This window comes from Clostridiales bacterium (genome assembly GCA_017961515.1).
Classification (GTDB): domain Bacteria; phylum Bacillota; class Clostridia; order Acetivibrionales; family RGIG10202; genus RGIG10202.
Genome location: JAGCXC010000028.1, coordinates 22,361 through 48,649, shown reverse-complemented (window position 1 = coordinate 48,649; position 26,289 = coordinate 22,361). Strand labels below are relative to the sequence as shown.

Sequence of the window (26,289 nt, the reverse complement as noted above, 5' to 3'; positions counted from 1 at the left end):
ACTTGTCTATACTTCCATTTCATATTATAATTATTGTTGTAAACCTAAAAGGAGTGATTTTTTTAATGGATACAAAAGTAGTAAGAAAAATTAAATTTTTGCATTGTGCAGACATTCATTTAGATTGTCCATTCTCTTCGTTGCCTAGTACTTTGGCCGAGACTAGAAATCAGGCACTAAAGGATGTCTTTTCAAATATTATCGATATTGCCGTACGTGAGGAAGTGAATTGTTTGTTCGTATGTGGGGACTTATTTGAACATAAATATGTTACTATGTCAACCATAAATTTTATTAACGAAGGTTTTAAAAAGTTACCCAATGCGAAAATATTTTTAGTCTGTGGTAATCATGATCCTTTTATAAATAACTCACATTATGCAAGTTACGACTGGGAAGAAAATGTTGTTGTATTTAAAAAACATATAAGCTATGCATATATAGATGAATTTGATACATATATATACGGATCTAGTTTTTGTGATTTTGAAGAATCTGAAAGTACGGTACCTAACTTTGATCCATTAAACAATAAGGGTATAAATATTTTATTAACTCACGGAACATTTAATATGGAATTTGCTGAAACTAAATACAATCCACTCTACATGCCATATCTTGAGGAACTAAATATGGATTACATAGGTATTGGTCATTTTCACAATAAATTTATAAGTGGTAATGTGTACAATCCTGGTAGCCCGGATCCCTTAGGTTTTGATGAAGAAGGTGAACATGGCGTATTCCTTGTAACGATAGATAAAACATCATCTCTTAAAGTAGATGCGAAATTTATACCAACCAACGTATCGTACTACAAAAATATTGAACTAAACTTACCATTTATAGACAACGATATGTTTGTAATAGACAAAATAAAGAATTCTATCCTGCCTACACTCGAGAATCCCAAGGCTACACTGATGCAACTTAAGCTTCTTGGATTTGTTCCTCGCGATGTAGCACTAGATTCAGGATATATATATAATTCTCTTTTTTATGAATTTTTCTATTTTAATTTTGTTGATGCGACTACACCTGATTACGATTGGGAATCCTTGGCTAAAGAGCCTGGGCTTCGCGGGTTATTTGTATCTAAGTTACTAGAAAAAATCGCAGCTACAGAAGATGAAGCACAAAAGAAGATTCTTTTTTCTTCTTTACATTACGGTATCAGTGCTATTGATAATAACGATGTTGATATATAGGAGATGCTTAGTATGAGAATAAAAAAAATTGATATACACGGATTTGGTAAATTAAATAATCTTTCTTTGGAGTTTGATGATAAAATAAATGTCGTGTTTGGCAACAATGAGGCCGGTAAATCCACTCTTCAAACTTTTATTAAAGCTATGTTTTTTTCCATTAAATCTAAAGAAAGAAATACAAAAAACAATTTATCAAACATGGAGAAATATAAACCTATTGATAATTCTCCATATGAAGGAACTTTAACTTATTCCTTGGATAATCTTAATGAGTATATAATTGAACGTAATTTTGATAACAACACTGCAAAGCTCTATGACTCTAACCTAACTGATGTATCATCACAGTTTGATAAAGACAAAATTACTGGATTACAGTTTGCAAAAGAACATCTAGGTCTTGGTTTATCGTCTTTTGAAGAAACATGCTTTATTGGTCAATCCAAGGTTTTTATACCTGGGGCAAACGGAAAACGCATAATTGATGATCTTTCCGATCACAGCAGTGATTCACTGGATGTTATGTCGTATGAAAGTGCTAGAGAAGCCTTAATGAATACTCTAAAAACTTCTGTTGGTACAGATAGAACTAAAAAAAGTCCTATAAACATTGTAGAGAATAAATTATCCGAACTCTATGATGAGAAAAGGTCACTTGAAGCAAAAAGAGATTATTTTTTGAAATTTAGTAATATACTTCAAAATCCTAATTTCCAAAAAAATGATTTGTCTATTCTAATCGATTCTTGTGAGGATAATGAAGATTTAAAAAATGAACTACATGAATATATGACATCTATGGAAGAATACGATAACAAATTAAACGAACTAAAAAATGTTGCTGATGGGTTAGAAAAGCAATTGGCTACTTACAAACAGATGCTCATAGATTACCAAGATACATTAAATCTTCATAAAATATTTAGACGTTTTTCTCAAGGTACTGTTGATGATTTATTATCTTCAAAAAAGAGAATCTTAGATCTTCGTAACAAATCGGAAGAATTCTCTTTAGAACTTGCAAAACTTACAAAACCTAGTTCGGTTTCTAGATTTTTGTTTCTTATTTTGTTTATATTTTTTGTAACTACCACAATTACTTTCAAAAAATATTGGCTTATAGGACCTGCGGTTGCTTCTTTCTCGTTATTCTCATTTTCAAACAAAAAATATAGTGCTGAGAAATTTAAATTTACCGCAAATAAAGAATATTTAGAAAGTCGCAAATCTGGATGTGAAAGAGAAATTATTGATCTAAATGAAGTAATAACTTCAACTATCAGTCGAGCTAATACTTCGTCTATAGAAGAATTTGTTGCTCTAAAATCTAAGTATGATTCAACTCATACCCTCTACACTTCATCCAAACAGTCTATTATCAACTGTGAGGAACGAATTAAGTCCGTTAATGAAAGCATAAACGATTATCGTAAATTGACTGCTGACATTATAAATAATTTAAAAACTAAGTTTAATATATCAACATTTAATAAAGACCTATCTGAGCTAGGCCAAAAGATCACGTCTTGTGAAGAAGAAAAATCTTCTTTGGAAGGGAAAAAACTTGCTATTAAAATAGCGTTAGATACACTTGAAGAAGCCAACAATGAGCTTAGTAATAGTTTCATTCCCACTTTAAACAGAAAGCTTTCTGACATACTTGGTAAAATCACCAATCAAAAATACACTAAGCTTTCTTGCAACAACTCATTTGACATAAATGCAAAACATGTAGATTCTATGTACATAGTTTCACCGCAATATCTAAGCGGCGGTACAGTAGATCAAATTTATTTAGCTTTACGTATAGGTCTTTGTGATGTAATTTCTGAAAGTACATCTGAATCGTTGCCTTTGATATTTGATGAGATTTTTGCTTGGTACGATGATACTCGTACCAAACTTACTATCGATTACTTAAAAGAGTTATCACTAAAACATCAAATTATCCTATTTACTTGTAAACATAGAGAGTTAGAGATGCTACAAGATACATTTGGTAATTCACTAAACATAATAAAACTCGATTAATATCGTCCTAAGCCTTTCTACATAGGCTTAGGACGTCAATTTCTTTATAAGACCATATATATCCTTGCATGCGTTAGGTTTTGCAAGGACTTTTGTTATGCGCTTCATGTTATTATACCTTACTTCATTATCTAACACCTGACACAAAAAATCCTCCAACGAATCATGCTTATCCAAACATGCTGCAACCCCGCTATTAATCAAAAATGTAGCATTTTTTTCTTCGTGACCAGGTATAGGTGATATAACACAAATAGGAATTTCTTTAATTAGCGCCTCCGCAACCGTTAGCCCTCCTGGTTTTGTTATTATACAATCTGATACATCCATAAGTTCATTTATTTCAGCTACATAACCTAATATAGATATACTTTTTTTGATATGTATATCATAAATATATTTATCCAGCTGTTTTTTTAATTTATTGTTAGTGCCTGTAACAACAACTATCTGCAATGGACGTTGAACCTTAATTAGCTTTATAAAAATATTTTCTATATCACCAAACCCAAGACTTCCTCCCATTATCAAAAATGTTGTTACATCCTCAAATCCAAATTTCTTTCGTACCAAGTTCTTATCCAACTTATATAAAAATTTGTCTTCTACTGGAATACCATACGTATATATCTTATCCCTATCTATTCCTTTATTCATTGCATCATTTAATATAAATTCATGCGGTAATATATACGCATCTGCACACCCCTTAACCCAAAGTGGATGCACCGCATAATCTGTTACAACAGCAAGCAATGGTACGCAAAGGTTCAATTTTTTCTTCGCATTCCTTGCCATTTGTAATGCAAATGGATGTGTACATATTATGATATCCGGTGTAAACTCCTTCAGCAGCTTTTTTATCTTGAACAAAAATAATTTATTTATTCTATTGCTTAAACCATTTATATTCTCACCTAACCTGTGCCCCCCATTTGTTATATCATATAATTTTCCATATATCTTAGGTGTAGTCTTTAGCATATTTATATATACATTAATTACGATCTTGTCCACAAAAAAACTAGCATACTTTAACGTATCCACTTTTAGTATGCAAGATTCCTTATCCTGATGCTTTATATATTCACTAAGTGCCTGGGCTGCTTTTGTATGTCCCGCTCCTGTAGAAACTGAAAAAAATAACGCTCTCATGTCTATTAACAATTTCTTAAAAATAAAATTGTTACTATCCCCCTTACTTATTTTTCAATTCTTTATTGGTATTTCTGTTACAGTTTTTTATTATATCATATATGTCCCAGATTGGCAAAAAAAAATTATCATTCCCGATAATTCACCATTAAGAAACATTAAATTTTCTAGTTTGACAACCAAAAATAACTTTTAGGAAAATATATCCTAAGTTTTTTTCTTAGAATAAACATTTTGTTTGGAATTTAACTCTTATTGTGATATAATTCCATTATGAACTGAAATTTAGGGAGGATTTTTTTATGCTTGATTCTAGTAAACGAGTTGCTGAGCACAAACTCATTTTATTATATATAATTGATAATTTTGAGCTACCTCTTAGCAATATTGAGATAATGGAGATTGTATTAAAAAATAAGTTTATGAGCTACTTTGTATTTCAGGAAATTTTAAGTGAACTTTGTTCCAATAGTCTTGTTGTATCAAAAACTTACAACAACAAAACATACTATTCTACTACACCAGATGGAGAAAAGAGTTTGGATTTCTTCGGAAGCGTAATTCCCAAAAGTGTATTGCATAAAATTAATACATTGATTAATATCCAAAAAGAAAGTAAAAAATTGGATTCATTTATTTTCGCAAATTATGAAGATACAGAAAATGGCGACTGCAACGTTGTATGCCGTGTAAGCCATGATACTAAATTTTTAATTGACTTAAAACTAAATTTGACCGACACTAATATTGCTAATACTATATGTGCTAACTGGAAAAAATATTTTCAAGAGATATATCCCGAAATACTTGAGATTCTCACCAAAAAAAGGTCTAATTAATTTCCAGAAAGGATGATTTTATGTTTAAGAAAATTGTTTCTGCATGTTTATCATTAGTTGTAGTTTTGGGATTGTCATGTCAAATACTTGCCCACAGTGCTGATACAGGATTATCTCATGCTATACTCTATGTTAAAAATGTTTTTGACATTTCCGACGACTATATTGACCTAAACATATCATCAAGTGATTACGGATCTTATAAAAAATGGAATCTTACTTGGCATGGTTTAAAAACTGATATTAATGTCTGTGTCACCGGAAATGATACTATATTATCTTATAACAAAAGATCAACTACTCCTGAAAACAAATATTCTTTCAATTTCTCACCTATACTATCGAAAGAAAAATTTATTGCTTGTAAGCAACAAGCAATAAATTTTTTAAACAAAGTCCTTCGAGAAAATGAAAGTTTTTATTTTTATAACATGCCAAATACTTTCTCAACAAATTCTTATAATCCTATTTTTACTGGAGTTATTAAATTAAACGGAATCGACTCTGTATTTGATTTTTCTATAACTGTTAATCTCTCTGATACAGAAGTCATTTCTTTCTTAAGAGATGAGTTTATCGGATTAAATAATGATCCAATACCTAATAATTCACCTAATATAAACTCTTCCAACGCTAAATCTATTTTCATAAACGAACTTCCTGTAACTAATATAGAATACATATTAGATCCAAATAACCCAAGTGACACTGTGGCAAAACTTGTATATACTCTACCTGACTACTCTCGTCACTATGTTAATGCAGACAGTGGAAGACTTTTTTATTATAACAACTACTATCCTCTAAACAGAGATACTGTTGTAGATTCTCCAAAGTTAAAAACTGATGTAGATAATTCTTTAAGCGAAATAGAACTTGATGCTATAAATAAAATATCTGATGTATTGCCCAGTACTGAATTAGATAAGCTTGTTAAGAGTCAAAAAGAATTAGGCATTACTAAGTATAAATTATCTTCTTATACCTATGCGAAAACTTCTACATCAAAGGATATATTTTGTAGATTAGTTTACACTTCAGATAATGATTTTGAATCACTTGGTATGTTAAATAATGATAATGCCCTAGACACTACTATATCAAAATTTGTTCTTGTAAATGCTAAAACTGGCACCATTATTTCACTCTATACTTCATATCCTTATAGAAAATCAGAGCCTTATCATCCTATTGGGGCCACTACAGACTATCATATTGATTTTCTTAAAAGATCAAAAAATAGCTTTTTTGAAAAATCCAAACTTTTTAGCTTCAACGATAATAACTTTAAATATGTTCAAATTGTAAACAACTATTTGTTTAAGCAAAACTATCTAACCTTAAGAGTTAATAAATACACCGGCTATGTTGATAGTTTCAGCGAACATTGGGATGATTCTATAACTTTTGAACAACCAAATAAAATAATAAGCTCAGCTGATGCTACAAAAATTTTACAAAACAACAGTACTGCCAAGTTGTACTACATTACTGAAATTTTAGAGGACAAAAAAGAAACTCTATTACTCGCTTATTTACTACAATATCCTAAAATAGACGGCATTTTAGCAAAAGATGGATCTTTCCTAGCATTCAATGCTCCATCTTCTAAACCTTTCACATACTTAAACATTGATACCTGCTACGCTAAAGATCGTTTAATACTTCTTGGCGAGCATGGTGTTGGGTTTGATCACTCTAAAATATTTTATGAATCCAAAGAATTAACCCAACTAGATGCACTTATCTTATTTGCTAATACTTTGGGATATTCTTTTGACTCTCGCAATATTACCATAGACAACTTTAAAAGCATTTACAATATTGCCTACGCTTATAACATAATCACTCCTTTAGAAAAGGAACCCCTTAAACCTATTTCAAGATGCCAGTTCTTAAAAATGCTATTATCTTCTAGCTACAGCTATCTTGACAACCTAAAAAATTTAAGAAACATTTTAAAATGCAATTTTATTGACTGTAATACTATATCAGACGAATATTTTCCTTACATATGCATTGCTAACGGCTTTGGATTAATCGTAGGAAACGGTGATTCGCATTTTCGTCCAAATGACACCATAACTAGATTAGATGCATGCAATATTTTATATAATTTTATGAATTTTAACACAAGTAAAATTTAATATTTTAGAATGGGAAGCATGTATAATGCTTCCCGTTTAATCTACACGTAACTTAAATTTTCTCAATACCATAGCAATCAATTCGCGTACCTCTTCCACTCCAAGAAGCCATATCGATATAAAATAAACTGTAACTCCAACTACAATGTTTATAACCAAACTTATTAATTGCACTAGCTTGCTCAAACCGACATCAGGACATAAAAACTTTAATCCCAATATCGCTACTGCCATCAACACGCTCCCCAACACTACTTTCTGGCAAAACTTAAAGACACCCCAATCAATAAGTCCACCTGTTCTTTTGTTAAACACTATAAATAAAATTATCGCATTCACTGTACTTGCCACAGAGTATGCAAGCGCCATTCCTGATACTCCTAAATTCGTATAATTACAAAATATATAACTAAGCACAAGATTTAGCACTATAGTACTTGTCCCTATATACAATGGTGTCTTCGTGTCATTATTGGCATAAAACGCTCTAGTTATTATAAGTACCAATGACTGTGCTATCAATGCTATAGAAAAATACATCAAAACATTTGCCGAAACACCCACAAACTCATCACTAAATTTATTTGTGAATTTGAAAATTGTTTGCACTATTTCTCTTCTTAGTACAACAAACCCCATAGCCGACGGTATAGTTAATAATAACGTTACTCTCAAGCTTTTTAGCCAAGTCTTTCTAAACTCATCAACTTTCCCTATCGCAACTTTTGCTGATAATGAAGGTAAAATAGCTGTAGCGATACCCTGTGCAAATATACCATACGGCATTTGCCATATTCTATCCGCCATACTAAACGCTGTTACACTTCCCTTCTTAAACAACGACGAAAAAGAACTCGATATCAAAACATTTATTTGTACTATAGAAGACGATATCATAGACGGTATTGCAAGTCTAAATAATTTTCTGAATCCCTCATGCTTTAAAAATATCTTTGGTCTATAAAATTTCATGTTTCTTGATGCAAATAAAATCTGGAATAAAAAATACAAAAATGAACTCACAGTCACACCATAAGCCACCCAACATACACCACCTCTTGTATTACTCAAAAAATAAATACTTGCCGCACAGCCTATGTTATATATACACGGTCCATAACTTGCAACCGCAAATCTGTTATATGAATTCAATATGCCATTCGAAAAACCTGCTAACATCAAAAAACACACTGACGGAAATAAGATTCTAGTTAACTTAACCGAAAGTGCCTTCTGGTATTCACTCTTAAACCCCATTGCAACCAATGGCATTATCTTAGGCGTAAATATCATTCCTAACACACAAAATACAATCATCGCAATAAGCACCATATTCATAAAAGTACTTACAGCCTTCCAGCCTTCTTCCTCTTTATCTTTTATAATATATCCAGACAACACAGGTATAAGAGCTGATGAAATCGCTCCACCAACGAGTAAGTCATACATAAGCCCCGTTATCTTAAATGCAATGGTGTATGCATCTCCAACCTCGTCTACTCCTATCATATTAGGTACTAACATTTCTCTTAAAAATCCTGTTAGTCTACTAACCACTATAGACGACATCACTATTAGGGCCGCGCCTTTTAACGTTACTTTAGATTTTTTCTCCAAATTAAAACACCTCTACTTATTTAACTTGCCTATTATTTCAAGACGTATCATATTTAATACGTTCTTGCAAGTCAATTCCCTTATTTTGTTTCTGTCTCCATTTAATCTTGTCTCTATAGCTATAGTCTTAAACTTCGTCGATAATCCTATATAAACCAAGCCTACTGGTTTTTCTTTTGTACCTCCTGTAGGCCCTGCTATACCTGTTATTGACACACCTATATCAGTATTTGATATTTCTCTAACTCCTCTTGCCATGTACTCAGCAGTTTCCTTGCTAACCGCACCAAATTTATTTAAAATGTCCTCTGGAACATTTAAATTTTCCATTTTTGCCACATTACTGTACGAAACTATCCCTCTATTAAACACTTGCGATGATCCACTAACGCTAGTTAGTTTTGCCGACAACAACCCACCTGTACAAGACTCTGCGCAGGCAACATTCTTTTTATTCTCTTGTAAGAGCTTTACTACAACTTCTTCTAACTTCTCACCATTTTCACTGTATATATATTCTCCTAAATAATCATATAACTTTCTTACCATCAAACTCAATACACTATCATCTCTTTGGCTAGTAGTTACCCTTATTAAAACTTCTCCCAATTCACAATATGTAGCTATTGTTGGATCACTTTGCGACTCTATCAAATCTGATATTCTATCGCAAACATCTGCCTCTCCTAGTCCAAATACCTTTATATACTTAGACTTTATTGATCTATTAGTCCTTTTAGCCAAATAAGGAACAATTGTATCATTCAACATGGGATTTAACTCCAAAGGTGGACCTGGTAACATAATTACCACCTTTTCTCCAACCTCTAATATAAAACCACATGCTGTCCCCACTTTATTAGGTACAACAATTGCTCCTTCCGGTACATATGCTTGCTTTCTATTATTAGGCGTATTCCTCTTTCGATTCCTTACAAAATAATCTTCTATACACGCATAAACATCTTCACTAAACTCCAGCTTTCTTCCCAATACTTGTGAAACTATCTCTTTGGTTAAATCATCTTCGGTAGGACCTAAGCCTCCTGTTAACAGAACCAAATCTGCCCTACTCAATGCAAGTTTTATCACATCCTCCATTCTAGACGGATTATCTCCAACTACACTATGATAATACACATTAACGCCTATCTCATTTAGTTTATTAGATATATACATTGCATTTGTATTAGCTATCTGTCCCATCAATAGCTCTGTACCAACAGACAAAATTTCACAATTCACGACTACTTACCTTCCTTTAATGTATATTTTTCTTTCTATTTTTACCTCCAACAACATCAGATACGTCACTTACTGTAACAAATGCATTTTTATCTAACGCTTTTATCACATCTTTAAGCTTTGCTATCTCTAAACGCGTTATAACTGAATATAATATTTGTTTTCTTCCTTTAGAATATCCACCTTTTCCTTCTAAAAAAGTAACTCCTCTTCCTAACCTTGCGGTAATAGCTTCCCCTACTTCCTCACCTTTATCTGTTATAACTAGTATAGCCTTTTCTTTTTCAAATCCTTCAACTACCATATCCATAAATTTATACGCCACAAAATATGTCACTAATGAGTACATAGCTCTATCTGGAGAGAAAACTAATCCTGCACTACTTAATATAAATAAATTGAAAAACATAACTATCTGACCAACTGAAAAAGTAGTCTTCTTATCTAAAACTATGGCCACCATTTCTGTTCCATCCAATGAACCTCCATACCTTATAACTGTACCAACGCCTATTCCTAATAAGATTCCTCCAAATACACTTGCTAAAAACACATCCTCTGTAAAGAGAAATCTACCATTTAGAACACTAAGCCACAAAGACAAAGACGTTATCGCAAATAACGATTTAACAACAAATGTTCTACCTATTTGTTTATAACCAAAAAATAAAAATGGTACATTTAGTAAAAACGTAAATAAACTAACTGGCATATTAACTAAGTGACTCACTATTATAGATATACCAACCACTCCACCGTCTATAATCTTATTGGGTATTAATATAAACTCCAGCGCTATTGCCGCCAACACTGTACCTATGAATAAGAAAAAAAACTCCTTCAAATACTTTAATGTAACATTTTGCTTAACTTCCATTATTACAACCCCTCTCCATCTTCGTACTGCTTAACTTAGCTTGACATCATTTATACCTGACAAAAAAAGGCATCGCAGAAAAACCACAATGCCTTATGTCCTCTTATGTCTGGAGCGGGTGAAGGGAATCGAAACCTCGCAGTCAGCGTGGAAGGCTGAAGTTCTACCATTGAACTACACCCGCACGCTCTAGAAGACATTATGGAGCGGGTTACGAGACTTGAACTCGCGACTTTCACCTTGGCAAGGTGACACTCTACCACTGAGTTAAACCCGCATCAAACATTTCACTTGCTAAGTTTATCATTCAAACCTTAAATTGTCAATACATTTTTTCACTTTTTCTTTAATTTTTTGATGAAAATTTCAAATACCTATTTATACCAAAAAAACTTACTGTTTTTAAATTTCAAAGTACTTTCTCAACCGATTTTAATCCAAAAAAAGGACTCTCATTTAAATTAGAGTCCTTTTAAACTAATGTCCTATTATTTTGCTTCTGATGTTATTACAAGCTTTCCTGTAGTTGTTTTCTTCCCACTTGTATATATTCCCTCATAGTCACCTGCTGGAAGTTCAAATTCATAACTTCCTTTATCTTTAAATGTCTCATCAAATTCTGCCTCTTTATTTTCGTCTTTTAACAACTCTAATATATCATGTGGTACCTCTTTAGAGTCTTTTTTATCTTTAACTAAGGACAATTTTACCCTCGCTTCTCCTTTTTCTATATCCGATTTTACAACCAACTTTTCCCCTTCTTTTACTGTTATATAACATACAGCACCGCCTTCTCTATCATTTTTAGCTACGGCTTCTATACTGTTATCTTTATTAGTTACACAACACCCTTTTGAACTACTTTCCATAATTCTATCTTTTACATACATGCCAATTTTCACTGATCCTAGCATTAACATAATTGCAACCAATGAAGTAACTATTTTACCTCTTTTATTCATGACAAATTCCCCCTTTTTTCTTTTAAATAATGCATACCGCATTATGCTTTACGATTATATCATTATATACTGAAAAATGTCAACCAAAAAGTTGCCTCGTTTGTACGCATTCGGCTTGCATGGCTAATATTGAGGAAATTTTTTATTTTTTCCAGATCAATCTTCTATCAAACAAAAAACTATTTATTTCACATAATCGAATTCAAAGTCATGAACTAAAACTGTATCTCCATCTTGTATACCAAGCTCCTCTAATCTTTTTATCACACCTTTTTTAACTAAAGCTCTCTGCAAATACTGTAATGACTCATAACTTGACAGATTCACTGAATACACAAGCTTTCTAGCCCACTCTCCACGAACTTTATACACTCCATCTTCTTGTATTATCTCTAAATCATCTTCTTTTATCGTATACTCATATTCATCGTATATCTCATCAACTACACTCACATCTTCAATAGTCTTTAGCTTCTCATGCACATACGACATAAGCTTCATTAGCCCTTCATTAGTTGCTGCAGAAACTGCAAACATTTCTACTCCCCTAGCAGTCAAATATTCTCTTAATTCATTTATTTTATTTGTATCATCCAACACATCTATCTTATTGGCCACCACAATCTGAGGCCTACTAGCTAACTTTTCATTATACTTTTTAAGTTCTTGGTTTATTACTTCAAAATCTTCTATTGCACTTCGTCCTTCCAACCCCGCTACGTCTATTACATGCAACAAAAGCTTAGTTCTTTCTACATGCTTTAAAAATTCATGTCCTAAACCAATTCCTTCATTGGCTCCCTCTATAAGCCCTGGTATATCTGCAATAGTAAAGCTTTGCCCATCACCTAAATCTACAACACCCAAATTAGGCGTAATTGTCGTAAAATGATAATCTGCAACCTTTGGATTTGCATTTGTGACCATAGACAATATGGTCGACTTACCCACATTGGGATAACCAACAAGTCCTACATCTGCTAACAACTTTAACTCCAACCTTATCCACTTTTCTTCACCTAATTCCCCTACTTTAGCAAAATTAGGGATCTGCCTTCTTGATGTAGCAAAGTGCTGATTCCCCGCACCACCTTTTCCTCCTTTTGCAACTACAACCCTTTGGTCTTCTTTCACCAAATCTGCTATTACTCTTCCTGTAGTATCATCTTTTACTATAGTCCCACTGGGTACTTCTACATATAAGTCCGAAGCACTCTTCCCAGTGCAATTCTTGCCACTACCATTTTCACCTGGGGATGCCTTATACTTCTTTTTATATCTAAAATCTGCCAGCGTTCTCATCCCACTTTTAACAATAAAAACCACATCGCCACCTTTTCCTCCGTCCCCTCCATCAGGGCCACCCTTGGCAATGTACTTTTCTCTATGGAATGAAACAGCTCCATTTCCGCCATCTCCTGCTTTTACAAATATCTTCGCACTATCTATAAACATAACTACACAGATTACCTAAAACAGTAATTTCTCCTTATCTTATTATTTTAGAATATAGAAACTCATCCTACAAAAAATGCAGGATGAGGCCCTATTACTTTAAGCTACTACAACACTTACCTTTTTCCTCTTCTTTGGAAGCCTTCCGAACGAAACCACTCCATCAGCAGTAGCAAACAAAGTATCATCTTTTCCCTTGGACACATTCTCTCCTGGATGAATTTTGGTCCCTCTTTGTCTTACTATAATCGAACCTGCCTTCACAAATTGTCCGTCTGAAGCTTTAACTCCAAGTCTTTTAGACTCACTATCACGACCGTTCTTAGAACTTCCCATTCCTTTTTTGTGCGCAAACAACTGCAAATTAATCATTAACATCATTATACACCTCCCTAAATACTGATACCATTGTACAATAACTAACTCCTACGTACAACCCTCACATATTTACCATACGATAATTCAATCTGTTTAAATCCTATTACTATAGTATCTAAAATGGTCTTTGCAATATCCTTATTTTTATTCACAATATCATCAGTTATGATACACTTCATATACCCGTCACTCGACTCCCACAAGGGTTTATCACACATATCCTCAATAGCACCTACTGCAGTATATGCTAATGCCGAAACTGCCGCGCAAACAATATCCTTTCCCATTGGAGCATATCCCGAATGACCTGATATTTCAAAACCTCGCACAAAACCAAATTCATCTTCTACTATATTAATATTAATCATTTTCTCACTTTATCCTCGCACAAAGACTAGGCATTAATCTTATCGATATGTAGCTTTGTATATAGTTGTCTGTGCCCTTGTTTTCTCTTGTAACCTTTTTTAGGTTTGTACTTAAATACAATAATCTTTTTTGACTTTCCTTGAGATAAAACTTTCGCACTTACAGTTGCTCCCTCTACATATGGAGCTCCCACATTAACAGTATCACCATCCGATACCATAAGTACCTTATCAAGAACTACTGTACTTTCTGTATTAGCATCTATCTTCTCAACAAAAATTACATCGCCCTCTTGTACTTTAAATTGCTTTCCTCCTGTTTCTACTATTGCATACACTATAACTTACACCTCCTGGGTAATACTCGCCGTTTAAGGTAACATCTATTTAAATGTATTTCTAAAAAACCTTTTCCGTGCGGCCAAATAGTATAATATCATAATACCATTTACTTGTCAAATACTTTGATTTTTATTTTTCCTTTGCATTCTTTTAACTGGCAATACAATTGACTCTATCACTTTTGTATTAGCTACACTGTTTACGTCCTCATAAAATTTATCTACTGTATCTATTATATTTTTTGTACTCCTTAACGTATCCTCTGATACCTTATTATCTTTATATAACTTCAAGATTTTTTTCTTTAAACGAATATAATCTTTACTTTTTTTTAGCTTGTGTGCAAAGCTTACAATATGATCTAGCTGATTTAGATTATCCACCACTTCTAATAAATTTTTAAAATCCTTGTTAATAGGATTATTATACTCTGGCTTATACTCCATGTAATATTCAGAAAGGCTTTTCTTTAATACATCCAAATCACCTACATGAAGTGCAATTCTTGCTCTAACTCTCACACTAGAATCGCTTAATAAAGACTTGATTAACCCATCTTCTTTCTTCCTTGACAAAATTGATATATCTACAAAATTATCTATCAATAGCTTCATAACCTCTATCATATCCATAAACTGTATTAATGTTAGATCATTTCTAGACAGCATCAACGCCATTAATGGAGTCGTCCCAAATTTATCTATAGTATCCAGATTGGCTCCTCTTTTTACAAATAATTTTGCTATACCATACATTCTTTTATCACAAGCCACTCGAAATGGTGTCCTTCCAATTTCATCAACCGAGTTAATATCAACCCCTTTATTTAATAATTCTTTTATTAAATGAGTATTTTTGCCCTCACATGCCCAATGTAGTGATTTTTCCAAATTTATGTCGGGTACTTTCATAATCAATAGTTTTGCCATATATAAATCTCCATTCTTACACGCATACCGTAATGGGCGAACATCAACACCTTTCTCTGTTCTCTTTATCCCTCCATTGTTTAACAAAAGTTCTGCCAGCTCAACATTTCTATATCTACAGGCAATACTAAGTGGTGTATCTCCCTTTATGGTGTCCATTGATGCATCAGCACCATTTTTCAATAACAGCCTAACCATTTTTATATTACTTTTGCCAGATGCTATATAGACGGGTGTTTCACCTCTTCGTGTAGGTATATTAACATCTGCACCTCTTTGCAAAAGAATTTTTACTATATCTATTGCTTCTACTTCACATGCCAAATGCAGCGGTGTAAAACCAAAACTATCTATTGTATTTACATTTATACCCTTGTCTATTACTGTATCAACTACATCAACAATATTATTTGCACAAACAAAATGAAGAAGAGTACTTCCAAATTCTTTTGAAACATAGGCATTTTGATCATCTTGATTTTTGCATACTTGATTTCGTTCCTCTCTACCACTACCAAAAATTCTAAAACATTTCAAAAATCTTTTCATTGGATATTTCCTCCCCTTTTCAAGACTAAAGAGAATGTCTTTTAGACACTCCCTTTTTTATATTATAATTTACTAATTTTTTTACTATATTATTATACCATAAATCGCTACATATTTTTACTTTGTTCTTGCAATAGTAATGCTTTATCTGTTCTCTCCCAAGTTAAATCTAAATCTACTCTACCAAAATGGCCATAAGCTGCAACCTGCTTATATATTGGCTTTCTTAAATCCAAATGCTTAATTATACCAGACGGTGTTAGGTCAAAATTCTTTCTTACTAATTCTACTAGCTTGTCTTCTTCAATAATTCCTGTACCATGTGTATCAACCAATATAGACACAGGTTTGGCCACACCAATTGCGTATGCTAGCTGCACCTCACATTTTCTAGCAAGCCCCGCTGCAACAATATTTTTGGCAACATACCTTGCCATATACGCAGCTGACCTATCCACCTTTGTTGGATCCTTTCCTGAAAAAGCTCCTCCTCCATGTTTCGCATAACCACCATATGTATCTACTATTATCTTTCTTCCTGTTAATCCTGCATCTCCTTTAGGCCCTCCAACTACAAACCTTCCTGTAGGATTTATAAAAAATTTAGTTTTATCATCCATCAAACTCTCTGGTATAACCTTCTTTATAACTTTCTCTATGATATCTTTTTCTATAGTATCATGATCTATCGCTTCATCATGCTGTGCTGATATAACAACTGTATCTACTCTAACAGGTTTATCCCCATCATATTCTACCGTAACCTGGGATTTACCATCTGGCCTTAAATAATCTAATATGTTTTCCTTACGCACCATTGTTAATCTTCGTGTCAGTTTGTGCGCCAATGATATTGGCATAGGCATAAGTTCCGGTGTCTCATCGCACGCGTATCCAAACATCATACCCTGATCACCTGCTCCAATCTCTTTTCCCATTTCACCTTTTTTCTCTTCTAGGGAATTGTCTACACCAAGTGCTATATCCTTAGATTGTTCATTTATAGCTGTTATAACTGAACAAGTATCGCAATCAAAACCATACTTTGCTCTGTCATATCCTATTTCCCTTATTGTCTCCCTCACTATGGTTGGTATATCAACGTAACACTCTGTTGTTATTTCTCCCATAACCAATACCATACCTGTTGTAGTCGCTGTCTCACAAGCCACTCGAGCATTACTATCTTGCCTAAATATTTCATCTAATATCGCATCCGAAATCTGATCACACATTTTGTCTGGATGACCTTCTGTAACAGACTCTGATGTAAAAAACTTTCTTACCATTTCAACACCCCTTATTTCTTGATTTCAACTTATTATACACTCTTTTTATAATATTTTCCACAAATATTATGAAATTTTTTCTTTAATTTCTTTTGTTAACTTCTTTCCAAAACTTTTGTTAATATTTTACTATGGATTTTTGTTATTATATGTATTATAATAATAATTAGAGACATATATTATCGATTCTTTTGTATTTAAATATTTTTTTGGAGTGATTATTATGAAAATTAATGTTGGTGTAGTTGTATCCATGAAGCATTATTCTAGTAGTCTACCTTTACAAGGGAAAGTTTTACATTGCTCTGATAATTCTGTGTCTATACATATTTTAGGTAACGATAATTCGTATTCGTTTTCAAAAAATGATCCCGTAGCCATGTCTTTTTCTTCAGAAAAAAAAATCTACGTACTAGGCGGATCCATTTTAGATTTTGATTCTAACAAGAAAATTCTTTCATTATCTATAGAAAAAATTGATCTTCTAGAGGAAAAAAGATTATTTGAAAGATTTCCTTTATCCAGAAACTGCAATATCCAAATAGGTCAATCTCTTACCAAATATCCTGGCATCATCAAAAACATGAGCCTTAATGGATTGATGATACTTTGCGATGCGGAATTCCCTATATATCAGAAATTGAAGATATCCTTTGATATAGGTAGTAAGTCCATTGATTTGACTTGTATAGTCATTAGAAAAAACAAAGTCTCACCTACACAATCAGAATACGGTTTAAAAATTCATTATGTAGATGAAACTACTCCTCGTATAATAAAAGGATTCCTACTTCATTTGAAAAAACAATTACAATAATTGGCTTACGAGTATTCATCTAATAGTTTCTTTTTCTGACTCCACAGTTTATATGACAAATCTACATAATATTTGTGAGGATTACTAAACCGTAAAACTTCACTCCATAATGTTTTGATTTGATCATCACAATATTTTCTTATGCCATCAAGACTCGGTCTACTGTACACACAGGCACCACTTTGGTATATTTGTTTGCGTATTTTTTTTGCGCTAAATCCTACCACAGTTTTTTTCTTCCATGTGTATTCCGGATCAAACAACATGTATGATTGGCTCTCATCTATTGTCTCATCCTTCAGCGTAATAACGTCCGCCATCGCTTTGTCTTTATCATATATACGCCAAATTTCCTTTACCCCCGGATTAGTTATTTTACCTTCATTCTCACTTATCTTTATCCGAGGTATAATTTTGCCATTCCTTTCTATTGCCGCTAATTTATACACTCCTCCAAACACAGGTTCTGATCTAGATGTTATTAGTCTTTCCCCTACTCCAAATGAATCTACTTTGGCATCATTATCTAAAATTTCTTTTATTATATACTCATCCAATGCGTTAGATATCACTATCTTACAATCTTTAAATCCTGCATCATCTAACATTTGCCTTGCTTTATTAGACAAATACACAATATCTCCGCTATCTATCCTAACTCCCTTTGGTCTGTATCCTCTAGGAAGAATCTCCTCATTAAACACCTTTATTGCATTTGGTATCCCCGACTTTAACACATTATATGTATCAACTAAAAGAGTACAATCATCTGGATATGATCTTGCATACGCTCTAAATGCCTCTAATTCCGACTCAAATACCTGCACCCAGCTATGGGCCATTGTACCAGCCGCAGTTACTCCAAAATCTCTGTCACTTATCGTACATGCAGTAGCAACACATCCACCTATATATGCTGCTCTTGCACCATATATAGCTCCATCATAGCCTTGTGCCCTTCTAGACCCAAACTCCATTACTGGCCTTCCTTTTGCCGCTCTCACTATTCTATTAGCTTTGGTAGCTATCAATGTTTGATGATTTATTGTGATTAAAATCATTGTCTCTAGTAATTGTGCCTGTATTATAGGACCTCTTACCGTAATAATAGGTTCATTAGGAAAGATTGGTGTTCCCTCAGGTACTGCCCACACATCACACTCAAACTTGAACTCTCTTAGATAATTTAAAAATCCTTCACTAAACAACTTTTTCTCTCTTAAATACTCAATGTCTTGCTCCTCAAATTTCAAGTCCTCTATATACTCTATCAGTTGCTCAAGTCCTGCCATTATCGCAAACCCACCATCATCGGGTATCTTTCTAAAAAACATATCAAAATAAACAACCGTATCCTTCATACCATTATCCCAATAGCCATTCGCCATCGTCATCTCATAAAAATCCATCAACAACGTCAAATTTCTCTTCACTTGCCCAAGCTCCTTAAACTATATTTTTCACTACTTCAATGCCACTATCTATCATCATATCTAATGCTATAACATTCTTAACAAATGCATCATGCCATGGTGCATCATATGTTTCCACTGCATCCACTGGCACTATAACTCTGCTTTTCTTATTATTTTTGTTAAACCACAATTTTAAAGTAATTGCGAAATCCTTCACACATATATCTGTACAACATCCAACAACTATAAAATTACAGACATTCTCATTATCACTAAGCCATTTTAGAAACTCTTCTTCTAAAAATCCATTTGTGCTATTTTTCTTTATCACATTGCTTATATCTAACTCGCTTATTATTTCTTCCTCTTCTGTTCCTTTCATACAATGCTTTGGAAACATCCTAAGCTCTTCTGAATTTTCTGTATGACAATCTGCAAACGCAAGCACTCTTATACCTAAAGCATCACATTTATCCTTTACCTTACGTATTGGATCTACTATACTTTTTATTCTACTACTTGCCAAATTCCCTCTCTTCACAAAACCATTCACCATGTCCACTACAACCAACACCGTGTCGGATTTACTCAAATTTTCTACATTCAAAACCTCTGTACTTTCCAATCCATTATACACACTCAACATGTGTAACGTACTTGCATTTACCAACTCTTGACTATTACCCAATTTCATTGTGCCACTTCCCCTAACTTAACTAAGATTATCTATACTAATTTGTTTACTATTTATATCTTCCTCCTTTAAATAATACCCAACTGCCGGTATATTCTTTGGTCTATAATAATCCGCATCCTCAAAATTTGCACTATCTAAACCAAATACATCCACCATCTTACTACCATTTTTCTCTTTCAACACCTGGACACCTATTGTGTTCCTTGTGCTTTTCGTGTTTATCATATCTGTACTAAACACTATTACTTTATTTAAACTACTACATGCAACTAACTCCATCTCATCCTTTGCATCATTTATATAAACTAATTCAGATACATCAGAGTACGCATTAGCAAGTTTCTTTCTATTTGTCTTTGTCTTGTAACTATCAAGACTCACTTTAGCAACTTTTCCATTTGAAAATCCAAATATCATATATCCCATATAGTCATCCGTTGCAACTACATGTATAATTTCTTCTCCGTTTTCTAGCGACAACAAATTACTTAGATATTCCCCCCAATTGCTTGCCTTGCAATCGACAATCTCATACATCTTCATTTTATAGACTATACACTTGTTCGAGAACAACAATAAGTCCGCTTTGTTATGTGTATCAATCTCTAAAACAATTCTGTCATCCTCTTTAAGCTTCTGCTCAGGATTACTTCTAAGCGATGTAAGAGGTATCTTTTTCAAATAATTATGTTTTGTCAAGAAAATTTTCAAGTTATAATCCTCTATCAAATGTTCCTTTTTAAGCTCTTCTACATCCTCCTGATCAATTATTTGTGTTTTTCTTGGCCTTCCATATTTCTTTGATATATTCCCTAGCTCATTTATTATGATAGCCTTTATTTTTTTATCACTCTCGTATGTACTAACAAGATCTTCTATTTCTCTCTCTAGGCTACCCACTTCCTCTACTTTATTTATTATATAGCTTTTGTTTAAATTCCTAAGCTTAATCTCCGCCACAAAATTTGCTTGAACTTGGTCTATATCAAACCCACTCATCAAATTGGGCACAACATCCTTGTCATCTTTAGTTTCCCTTACAATATGCACTGCTTTGTCGATATCTAATAAAATTTTCTTCAATCCACGAAAAAGATGAAGTTTATCCCTCTTATCTTTTAGTTCCGAGTTTATCCTTCTTTTTACACAATCAATTCTAAATAATGACCACTCTTTTATGATATCTTTAACACCTAACACACGTGGCTTTGCGTCTATCAATATATTGAAGTTACAACTAAATGAATCTTCAAGACACGTAAATCTATAAAGCTTCTTCATAAGTGCGTCAACATCCGTATTCTTTTTTACATCTATCGCTATTTTTAAACCACCTAAATCCGTCTCGTCTCTTATATCTACTATTTCTCTTATCTTCCCTGACTTAACCAATGATATAACATCATCCATTATAGCTTCTGTTGTAGTAGTATACGGTATCTCAAACACTTCTATGCAACTATTTTTCTTGTCAAATTTATATCTAGCTCGTAATTTAAAACTCCCCCTGCCTGTTTCATAGACACTTCGCATCTCTTTTTCATTAAATATTAGCTCTCCACCCGTTGAAAAGTCAGGAGCCTTCAAATATTTGAGCACATCCACTTCTTCATCTTTTAAATACTCTATTGTCGCATCTATCACTTCTTTTAGATTAAAGCTACAAATATTACTTGCCATTCCAACAGCTATACCTTGATTTGAGTTAACTAATATATTCGGAAACGTTACAGGGAATAATTGTGGCTCCTTCAATGTTCCATCATAATTGTCTACAAACTCTACTGTATCTTTATCTATATCCCTAAATATTTCCTCACATATCTCATCTAATTTAACTTCCGTGTACCTAGATGCTGCATATTTCATCTCTTTTGAATATTGCTTACCAAAGTTTCCTTTAGAATCTATGTATGGATGTAGCGTTGCACCATTTCCTCTTGTCAACCTCACCAATGTCTCATAAATAGCCGCATCTCCATGCGGATTTAATTTCATAGTCTGCCCAACTACATTAGCAGACTTCGTTCTATTCCCTTTTAATAATCCCATCTTGTACATTGTATATAACAATTTCCTATGTGATGGTTTGAATCCATCTATCTGAGGTATTGCTCTTGACACTATAACGCTCATAGCATATGGCATATAGTTTTGTTCTAGTGTGCTAACAATTTTTTGTTCAACTAAATTTTGTTCTCTCATTCTACTCCTCCATAGTTTTAACTTACATCTATATTATCAAGATACTTGTATCCATTCTCTTCTATAAACGCTTTTCTTCCTGCTAAGTTCTCTCCTAACAATAAATCAAAATAATATTCGGTATTAAATACATCATCTGGCAATACCTTTATAAGCCTTCTAGTTTCAGGATTCATTGTAGTCTCCCACATCATCTGCGGCTCATTTTCACCTAATCCCTTAGACCTTTGCAATGTATACTTACCTTTTATCCCAGACAATATCATGCTCTTCTCATATTCAGTATAAGCAAAACAAGTCTTATCCTTAGTTGTAATTTCAAACAACGGTGATTCTGCTATATATACCTTCCCCTCCTGTAACAGTGTTGGCATCACTTTATAAAACATCGCCAATATCAATGTTCTTATCTGGAATCCATCTACGTCCGCATCGGTACATATTATCACCTTTGACCACTTTAGATTATTTAAGTTAAAATTGTTAAATTCTTTATTGTTCTTAGACTTTATCTCCACTCCACAACCCAACACTCTTAGTAGATCAACTATTATTTCACTCTTAAATATTGTATCTATATCAGCCTTTAAGCAATTTAATATTTTCCCTCTAACAGCCATTATTGCCTGGAAGTCTGCATTTCTACCAAGCTTACAAGATCCCAGCGCAGAATCTCCCTCCACTATGTAAAGCTCACGTTTTTCTACATCCTTACTTCTACAATTAACAAACTTCTTAACTCTGTTTGCGATATCAATATTACCCGATAACTTTTTCTTTATGTTAACTCTTGTCTTTTCTGCCGACTCTCTACTTCTCTTATTCACCAATATTTGATCTAATATTCGATCACTCTCTAACTTATTCTCTATAAAATAAATCTCTAACTGTTCTTTAACAAAATCAGTCATAGCCTCTTGTATAAATCTATTTGTAATAGACTTTTTCGTCTGATTCTCATAACTTGTTTCAGTAGAAAACGAATTTGTTACTAGTATCAAACTGTCATATACATCGTTATAAGTTATTCGCGCTTCGTCTTTATTGTATCTACCACTGTCTTTTAAAAATTTATCTATCTCGTACACAAAAGCAGTCTTTATAGCCTTGTCTGGCGCCCCACCATGCTCTAGAAAACTTGAATTATGGTAATACTCTACACTACTTAATTGATTGCTAAAACAAAACGCTATCTCCATCTTTAACTTATACTCAGGCTTATCTTTTCTATCTCTTCCCTGAGTCTTTGTCTTTATGTACTGTACACTACTAAAGTTTTTATCCTCTGCCTTTTCTTTTACGTAGTCCACAATACCATTCTCATAATAATACTCAAACTCTTGGTCTGTTTCATAATCGTACAGCTTAAATGTTATTCCACTATTGACTACCGCTTGCTTTTTTATCACATCCTGCAAATACTCGGTAGGAATGTTTATATCTGTAAAAACATCCAAATCTGGTTTCCATGTTATTGTTGTGCCTGTTACAGATCCACTTGCTGGTGTCTTTTTTAGACCACCCTCATTCTCTCCTTTTTTGAAATGTAACTCGTAATCATAGCCATCACGCGTTACCAAAACATCCATATATTCTGAACTATATTGCGTAGCACAAGCACCTAAACCATTAAGCCCTAAGCTATACTCATAGTTTTGTCCTGTATTATTTTTATATTTACCTCCCGCATATAATTCACAAAATATTAACTCCCAATTGTATCTTTTCTCGCCCTCATTATACTCTAACGGTATGCCTCTACCATAATCTCTTACCTTCAACGAATTGTCTTTATATCTAGTAACCTCTATTAATCTACCATAGCCCTCTCTCGCTTCATCAATAGAGTTAGACAATATCTCGAAGAATGAATGTTTGCATCCCTCCATTCCATCTGACCCAAATATAACCCCAGGTCTTAACCTTACTCTATCCGCTCCTTTTAGTGATGATATACTCTCATTATCATATTGTCTATTATTCATTTTTCACCTCTCACTCCTACATCAATCACCTTATTTTTAAACTAACTTGCTTTAACATTTATATTTTTCCTACAAACTTTTATCATATTAAATATTCCTATGTTGCCTCTCCATTTAGCCAAACATTCAGGAGTTTGTCCATACAAATCCTGTGCATATACCACATTTGTATGCTTTATTAGATATTTCACAATACTTTTATTCCCAATAACTGCCGCGTAATGCATTGGCGATCTTAAATCATTATCTACCTCATTTACATTAGCGTTCGATTCTATCAAAATTCCTACTGCAATCAAATTCTCCTTTAAAACCGCATAATGTAGCATAGTTCTACCTAAATCATCTTTGCAATTGACATCTCCACAACATGCTATAAACTCTTTTAACTTGCTCTCTTTAGTCATCACATTCAAAAAAATCTTCATTAATTTATTTTCATCATCTATAACGCACTTCATCAAGCTTCTACCTCCCATGCAATAACTTACTACCCTTTTATGGCACATTTTTCAAAAAAAGTCAAAAAATATTATTCATCAAGGTAATCTTTCAATTTTTTACTTCTACTAGGATGCCTCAATTTCCTCAACGCTTTTGCCTCTATCTGCCTTATTCTCTCCCTAGTTACATTAAATTCTTTTCCTACTTCCTCTAGTGTTCTTGCTCTATCATCATCCATTCCAAAACGCAAACGCAATACTTTCTCTTCACGAGGAGTTAATGTATCTAAAACTTCCATTAAATGTTCCTTAAGAAGAGTATTAGCTGCTGCTTCAGCTGGTGCAGGAACTTCGTCGTCTGGTATAAAGTCTCCTAGATGGCTGTCCTCTTCTTCACCTATTGGTGTCTCCAATGATACCGGTTCTTGAGAAATTTTCATTATCTCCCTAACCTTCTCAACTGACATCTCCATCTCAACTGAAATTTCTTCTGGAGTAGGTTCCCTACCTAATTCTTGTAACAACTGTCTAGATACTCTTATTAATTTATTTATAGTCTCAACCATGTGTACAGGTATTCTTATTGTTCTTGCTTGATCCGCTATAGCACGAGTTATCGCTTGTCTTATCCACCACGTAGCATATGTACTAAACTTGTACCCTTTTCTGTAGTCAAACTTCTCTACAGCCTTTATCAGTCCCAAGTTACCTTCTTGTATCAAATCTAAAAACAACATTCCTCTTCCCACATATCTCTTCGCAATACTTACCACAAGCCTTAAGTTTGCTTCAGCTAACCTTTTCTTGGCCGCAACATCTCCTTCTTCCATTTTCTGTGCAAGCTCTACCTCTTCCTCCGCACTTAAAAGATGTACTTTCCCTATCTCTTTTAAGTACATCCTGACTGGATCATCCATACTAATACCATCTGGCACAGTTAAATCATACAAATCATCATCGTCATCTGAATTATTTTCATCATCGTCTTGATCCTCATCTTTAATATCATCAATACTACTATCAACATCTAAACTATCATCATCAATGTCTACCTCTTCTAAATCCTCTTCACTTGAATGTTCGACACTTATATCATCAACGTCTATATCATCATAATCTATTTCGTCATCTACTTCATTATCAACCGTATCCTTCCTTTTATCATCTCCTACTAATTCAATTCCTAATGCTTCAAATGTTTCATAGACTTTTTCTATATTTTCTGCACTAATATCAACGTCCTCAAAAGCTGTTTCAATTTCACTATAAGTAAGTGCACCTTTTTCCTGACCCTTTTTTATTAGTTCCTTAGCTATTTTTTTCATATCATTTG

Annotated in this window: 22 protein-coding genes and 2 tRNA genes; 5 read left to right on the top strand and 19 right to left on the bottom strand. The window is 33.3% G+C overall.

Annotation, left to right across the window (positions count from 1 at the left end; genetic code table 11):
* The first annotated feature begins 65 nt into the window (after positions 1-65).
* Positions 66-1,208, top strand: coding sequence for a metallophosphoesterase (locus J6Y29_01845; protein MBP5426633.1), 1,143 nt, complete (start codon positions 66-68; stop codon positions 1,206-1,208).
* A 12-nt stretch (positions 1,209-1,220) separates the two neighbouring features.
* Positions 1,221-3,242: an AAA family ATPase gene (locus J6Y29_01840; protein MBP5426632.1), complete on the top strand. Its 2,022-nt coding sequence runs from the start codon at positions 1,221-1,223 to the stop codon at positions 3,240-3,242.
* Positions 3,243-3,269: 27 nt separating this feature from the next.
* Here the strand turns inward: J6Y29_01840 and J6Y29_01835 are convergent, their stop codons facing one another.
* Complete coding sequence (locus J6Y29_01835) at positions 3,270-4,397, bottom strand: UDP-N-acetylglucosamine--LPS N-acetylglucosamine transferase (GenBank protein MBP5426631.1); 1,128 nt, start codon at positions 4,395-4,397, stop codon at positions 3,270-3,272.
* Between the two features lie 302 nt (positions 4,398-4,699).
* On the opposite strand from J6Y29_01835, the gene J6Y29_01830 reads away from it, so the two are divergent.
* Positions 4,700-5,236: a DUF4364 family protein gene (locus tag J6Y29_01830; protein MBP5426630.1), complete on the top strand. Its 537-nt coding sequence runs from the start codon at positions 4,700-4,702 to the stop codon at positions 5,234-5,236.
* A 20-nt stretch (positions 5,237-5,256) separates the two neighbouring features.
* Entirely contained in the window at positions 5,257-7,383 is a 2,127-nt protein-coding gene (locus tag J6Y29_01825; GenBank protein MBP5426629.1) for an S-layer homology domain-containing protein, read from the top strand.
* Positions 7,384-7,419: 36 nt separating this feature from the next.
* On the opposite strand, the gene murJ is transcribed toward J6Y29_01825, so the two are convergent.
* The 12 genes from murJ to J6Y29_01765 all read right to left on the bottom strand — a co-directional run bounded on the left by murJ (position 7,420) and on the right by J6Y29_01765 (position 17,394).
* A complete protein-coding gene (murJ, locus tag J6Y29_01820) occupies positions 7,420-9,000 on the bottom strand; it encodes a murein biosynthesis integral membrane protein MurJ (GenBank protein MBP5426628.1) in 1,581 nt (526 codons plus the stop codon).
* Between the two features lie 12 nt (positions 9,001-9,012).
* Positions 9,013-10,245 (bottom strand): competence/damage-inducible protein A, encoded by a 1,233-nt coding sequence (locus tag J6Y29_01815; protein MBP5426627.1) that lies wholly within the window; start codon positions 10,243-10,245, stop codon positions 9,013-9,015.
* A gap of 16 nt (positions 10,246-10,261) precedes the next feature.
* The gene (locus J6Y29_01810) at positions 10,262-11,122 is read right to left on the bottom strand and encodes a YitT family protein (GenBank protein ID MBP5426626.1); all 861 of its coding nucleotides are present in this window, start codon (positions 11,120-11,122) and stop codon (positions 10,262-10,264) included.
* 110 nt (positions 11,123-11,232) lie between these two features.
* A tRNA-Gly gene (locus tag J6Y29_01805) sits at positions 11,233-11,306 on the bottom strand.
* 18 nt (positions 11,307-11,324) lie between these two features.
* Positions 11,325-11,399 (bottom strand) — tRNA-Gly (locus tag J6Y29_01800).
* A 211-nt stretch (positions 11,400-11,610) separates the two neighbouring features.
* Complete coding sequence (locus J6Y29_01795; GenBank protein MBP5426625.1) at positions 11,611-12,084, bottom strand: hypothetical protein; 474 nt, start codon at positions 12,082-12,084, stop codon at positions 11,611-11,613.
* 183 nt (positions 12,085-12,267) lie between these two features.
* Complete coding sequence (gene obgE, locus J6Y29_01790) at positions 12,268-13,539, bottom strand: GTPase ObgE (protein ID MBP5426624.1); 1,272 nt, start codon at positions 13,537-13,539, stop codon at positions 12,268-12,270.
* Between the two features lie 99 nt (positions 13,540-13,638).
* Positions 13,639-13,917, bottom strand: coding sequence for a 50S ribosomal protein L27 (rpmA, locus tag J6Y29_01785; protein ID MBP5426623.1), 279 nt, complete (start codon positions 13,915-13,917; stop codon positions 13,639-13,641).
* 41 nt (positions 13,918-13,958) lie between these two features.
* Positions 13,959-14,285, bottom strand: coding sequence for a ribosomal-processing cysteine protease Prp (locus J6Y29_01780; GenBank protein ID MBP5426622.1), 327 nt, complete (start codon positions 14,283-14,285; stop codon positions 13,959-13,961).
* 26 nt (positions 14,286-14,311) lie between these two features.
* Positions 14,312-14,623: a 50S ribosomal protein L21 gene (rplU, locus tag J6Y29_01775; GenBank protein ID MBP5426621.1), complete on the bottom strand. Its 312-nt coding sequence runs from the start codon at positions 14,621-14,623 to the stop codon at positions 14,312-14,314.
* Positions 14,624-14,740: 117 nt separating this feature from the next.
* The gene (locus J6Y29_01770) at positions 14,741-16,105 is read right to left on the bottom strand and encodes an ankyrin repeat domain-containing protein (protein ID MBP5426620.1); all 1,365 of its coding nucleotides are present in this window, start codon (positions 16,103-16,105) and stop codon (positions 14,741-14,743) included.
* Between the two features lie 107 nt (positions 16,106-16,212).
* Positions 16,213-17,394, bottom strand: coding sequence for a methionine adenosyltransferase (locus J6Y29_01765; protein MBP5426619.1), 1,182 nt, complete (start codon positions 17,392-17,394; stop codon positions 16,213-16,215).
* A gap of 223 nt (positions 17,395-17,617) precedes the next feature.
* Here J6Y29_01765 and J6Y29_01760 point away from each other — a divergent pair, with 223 nt between their 5' ends.
* Positions 17,618-18,211, top strand: coding sequence for a PilZ domain-containing protein (locus J6Y29_01760; protein ID MBP5426618.1), 594 nt, complete (start codon positions 17,618-17,620; stop codon positions 18,209-18,211).
* A 5-nt stretch (positions 18,212-18,216) separates the two neighbouring features.
* Here the strand turns inward: J6Y29_01760 and J6Y29_01755 are convergent, their stop codons facing one another.
* The 6 genes from J6Y29_01755 to rpoD form a co-directional block, all read right to left on the bottom strand.
* Complete coding sequence (locus tag J6Y29_01755) at positions 18,217-19,620, bottom strand: nicotinate phosphoribosyltransferase (GenBank protein MBP5426617.1); 1,404 nt, start codon at positions 19,618-19,620, stop codon at positions 18,217-18,219.
* 37 nt (positions 19,621-19,657) lie between these two features.
* Entirely contained in the window at positions 19,658-20,320 is a 663-nt protein-coding gene (locus J6Y29_01750) for a cysteine hydrolase (protein ID MBP5426616.1), read from the bottom strand.
* A gap of 18 nt (positions 20,321-20,338) precedes the next feature.
* Positions 20,339-22,528 carry a topoisomerase IV gene (locus tag J6Y29_01745; protein MBP5426615.1) on the bottom strand — a complete coding sequence of 730 codons (2,190 nt, stop codon included), beginning with the start codon at positions 22,526-22,528 and terminating at the stop codon, positions 20,339-20,341.
* A gap of 17 nt (positions 22,529-22,545) precedes the next feature.
* Positions 22,546-24,513: a DNA topoisomerase gene (locus J6Y29_01740; GenBank protein ID MBP5426614.1), complete on the bottom strand. Its 1,968-nt coding sequence runs from the start codon at positions 24,511-24,513 to the stop codon at positions 22,546-22,548.
* A gap of 41 nt (positions 24,514-24,554) precedes the next feature.
* Entirely contained in the window at positions 24,555-24,974 is a 420-nt protein-coding gene (locus J6Y29_01735) for an ankyrin repeat domain-containing protein (protein ID MBP5426613.1), read from the bottom strand.
* A gap of 71 nt (positions 24,975-25,045) precedes the next feature.
* Complete coding sequence (rpoD, locus tag J6Y29_01730) at positions 25,046-26,281, bottom strand: RNA polymerase sigma factor RpoD (protein MBP5426612.1); 1,236 nt, start codon at positions 26,279-26,281, stop codon at positions 25,046-25,048.
* Positions 26,282-26,289: the final 8 nt, after the last annotated feature.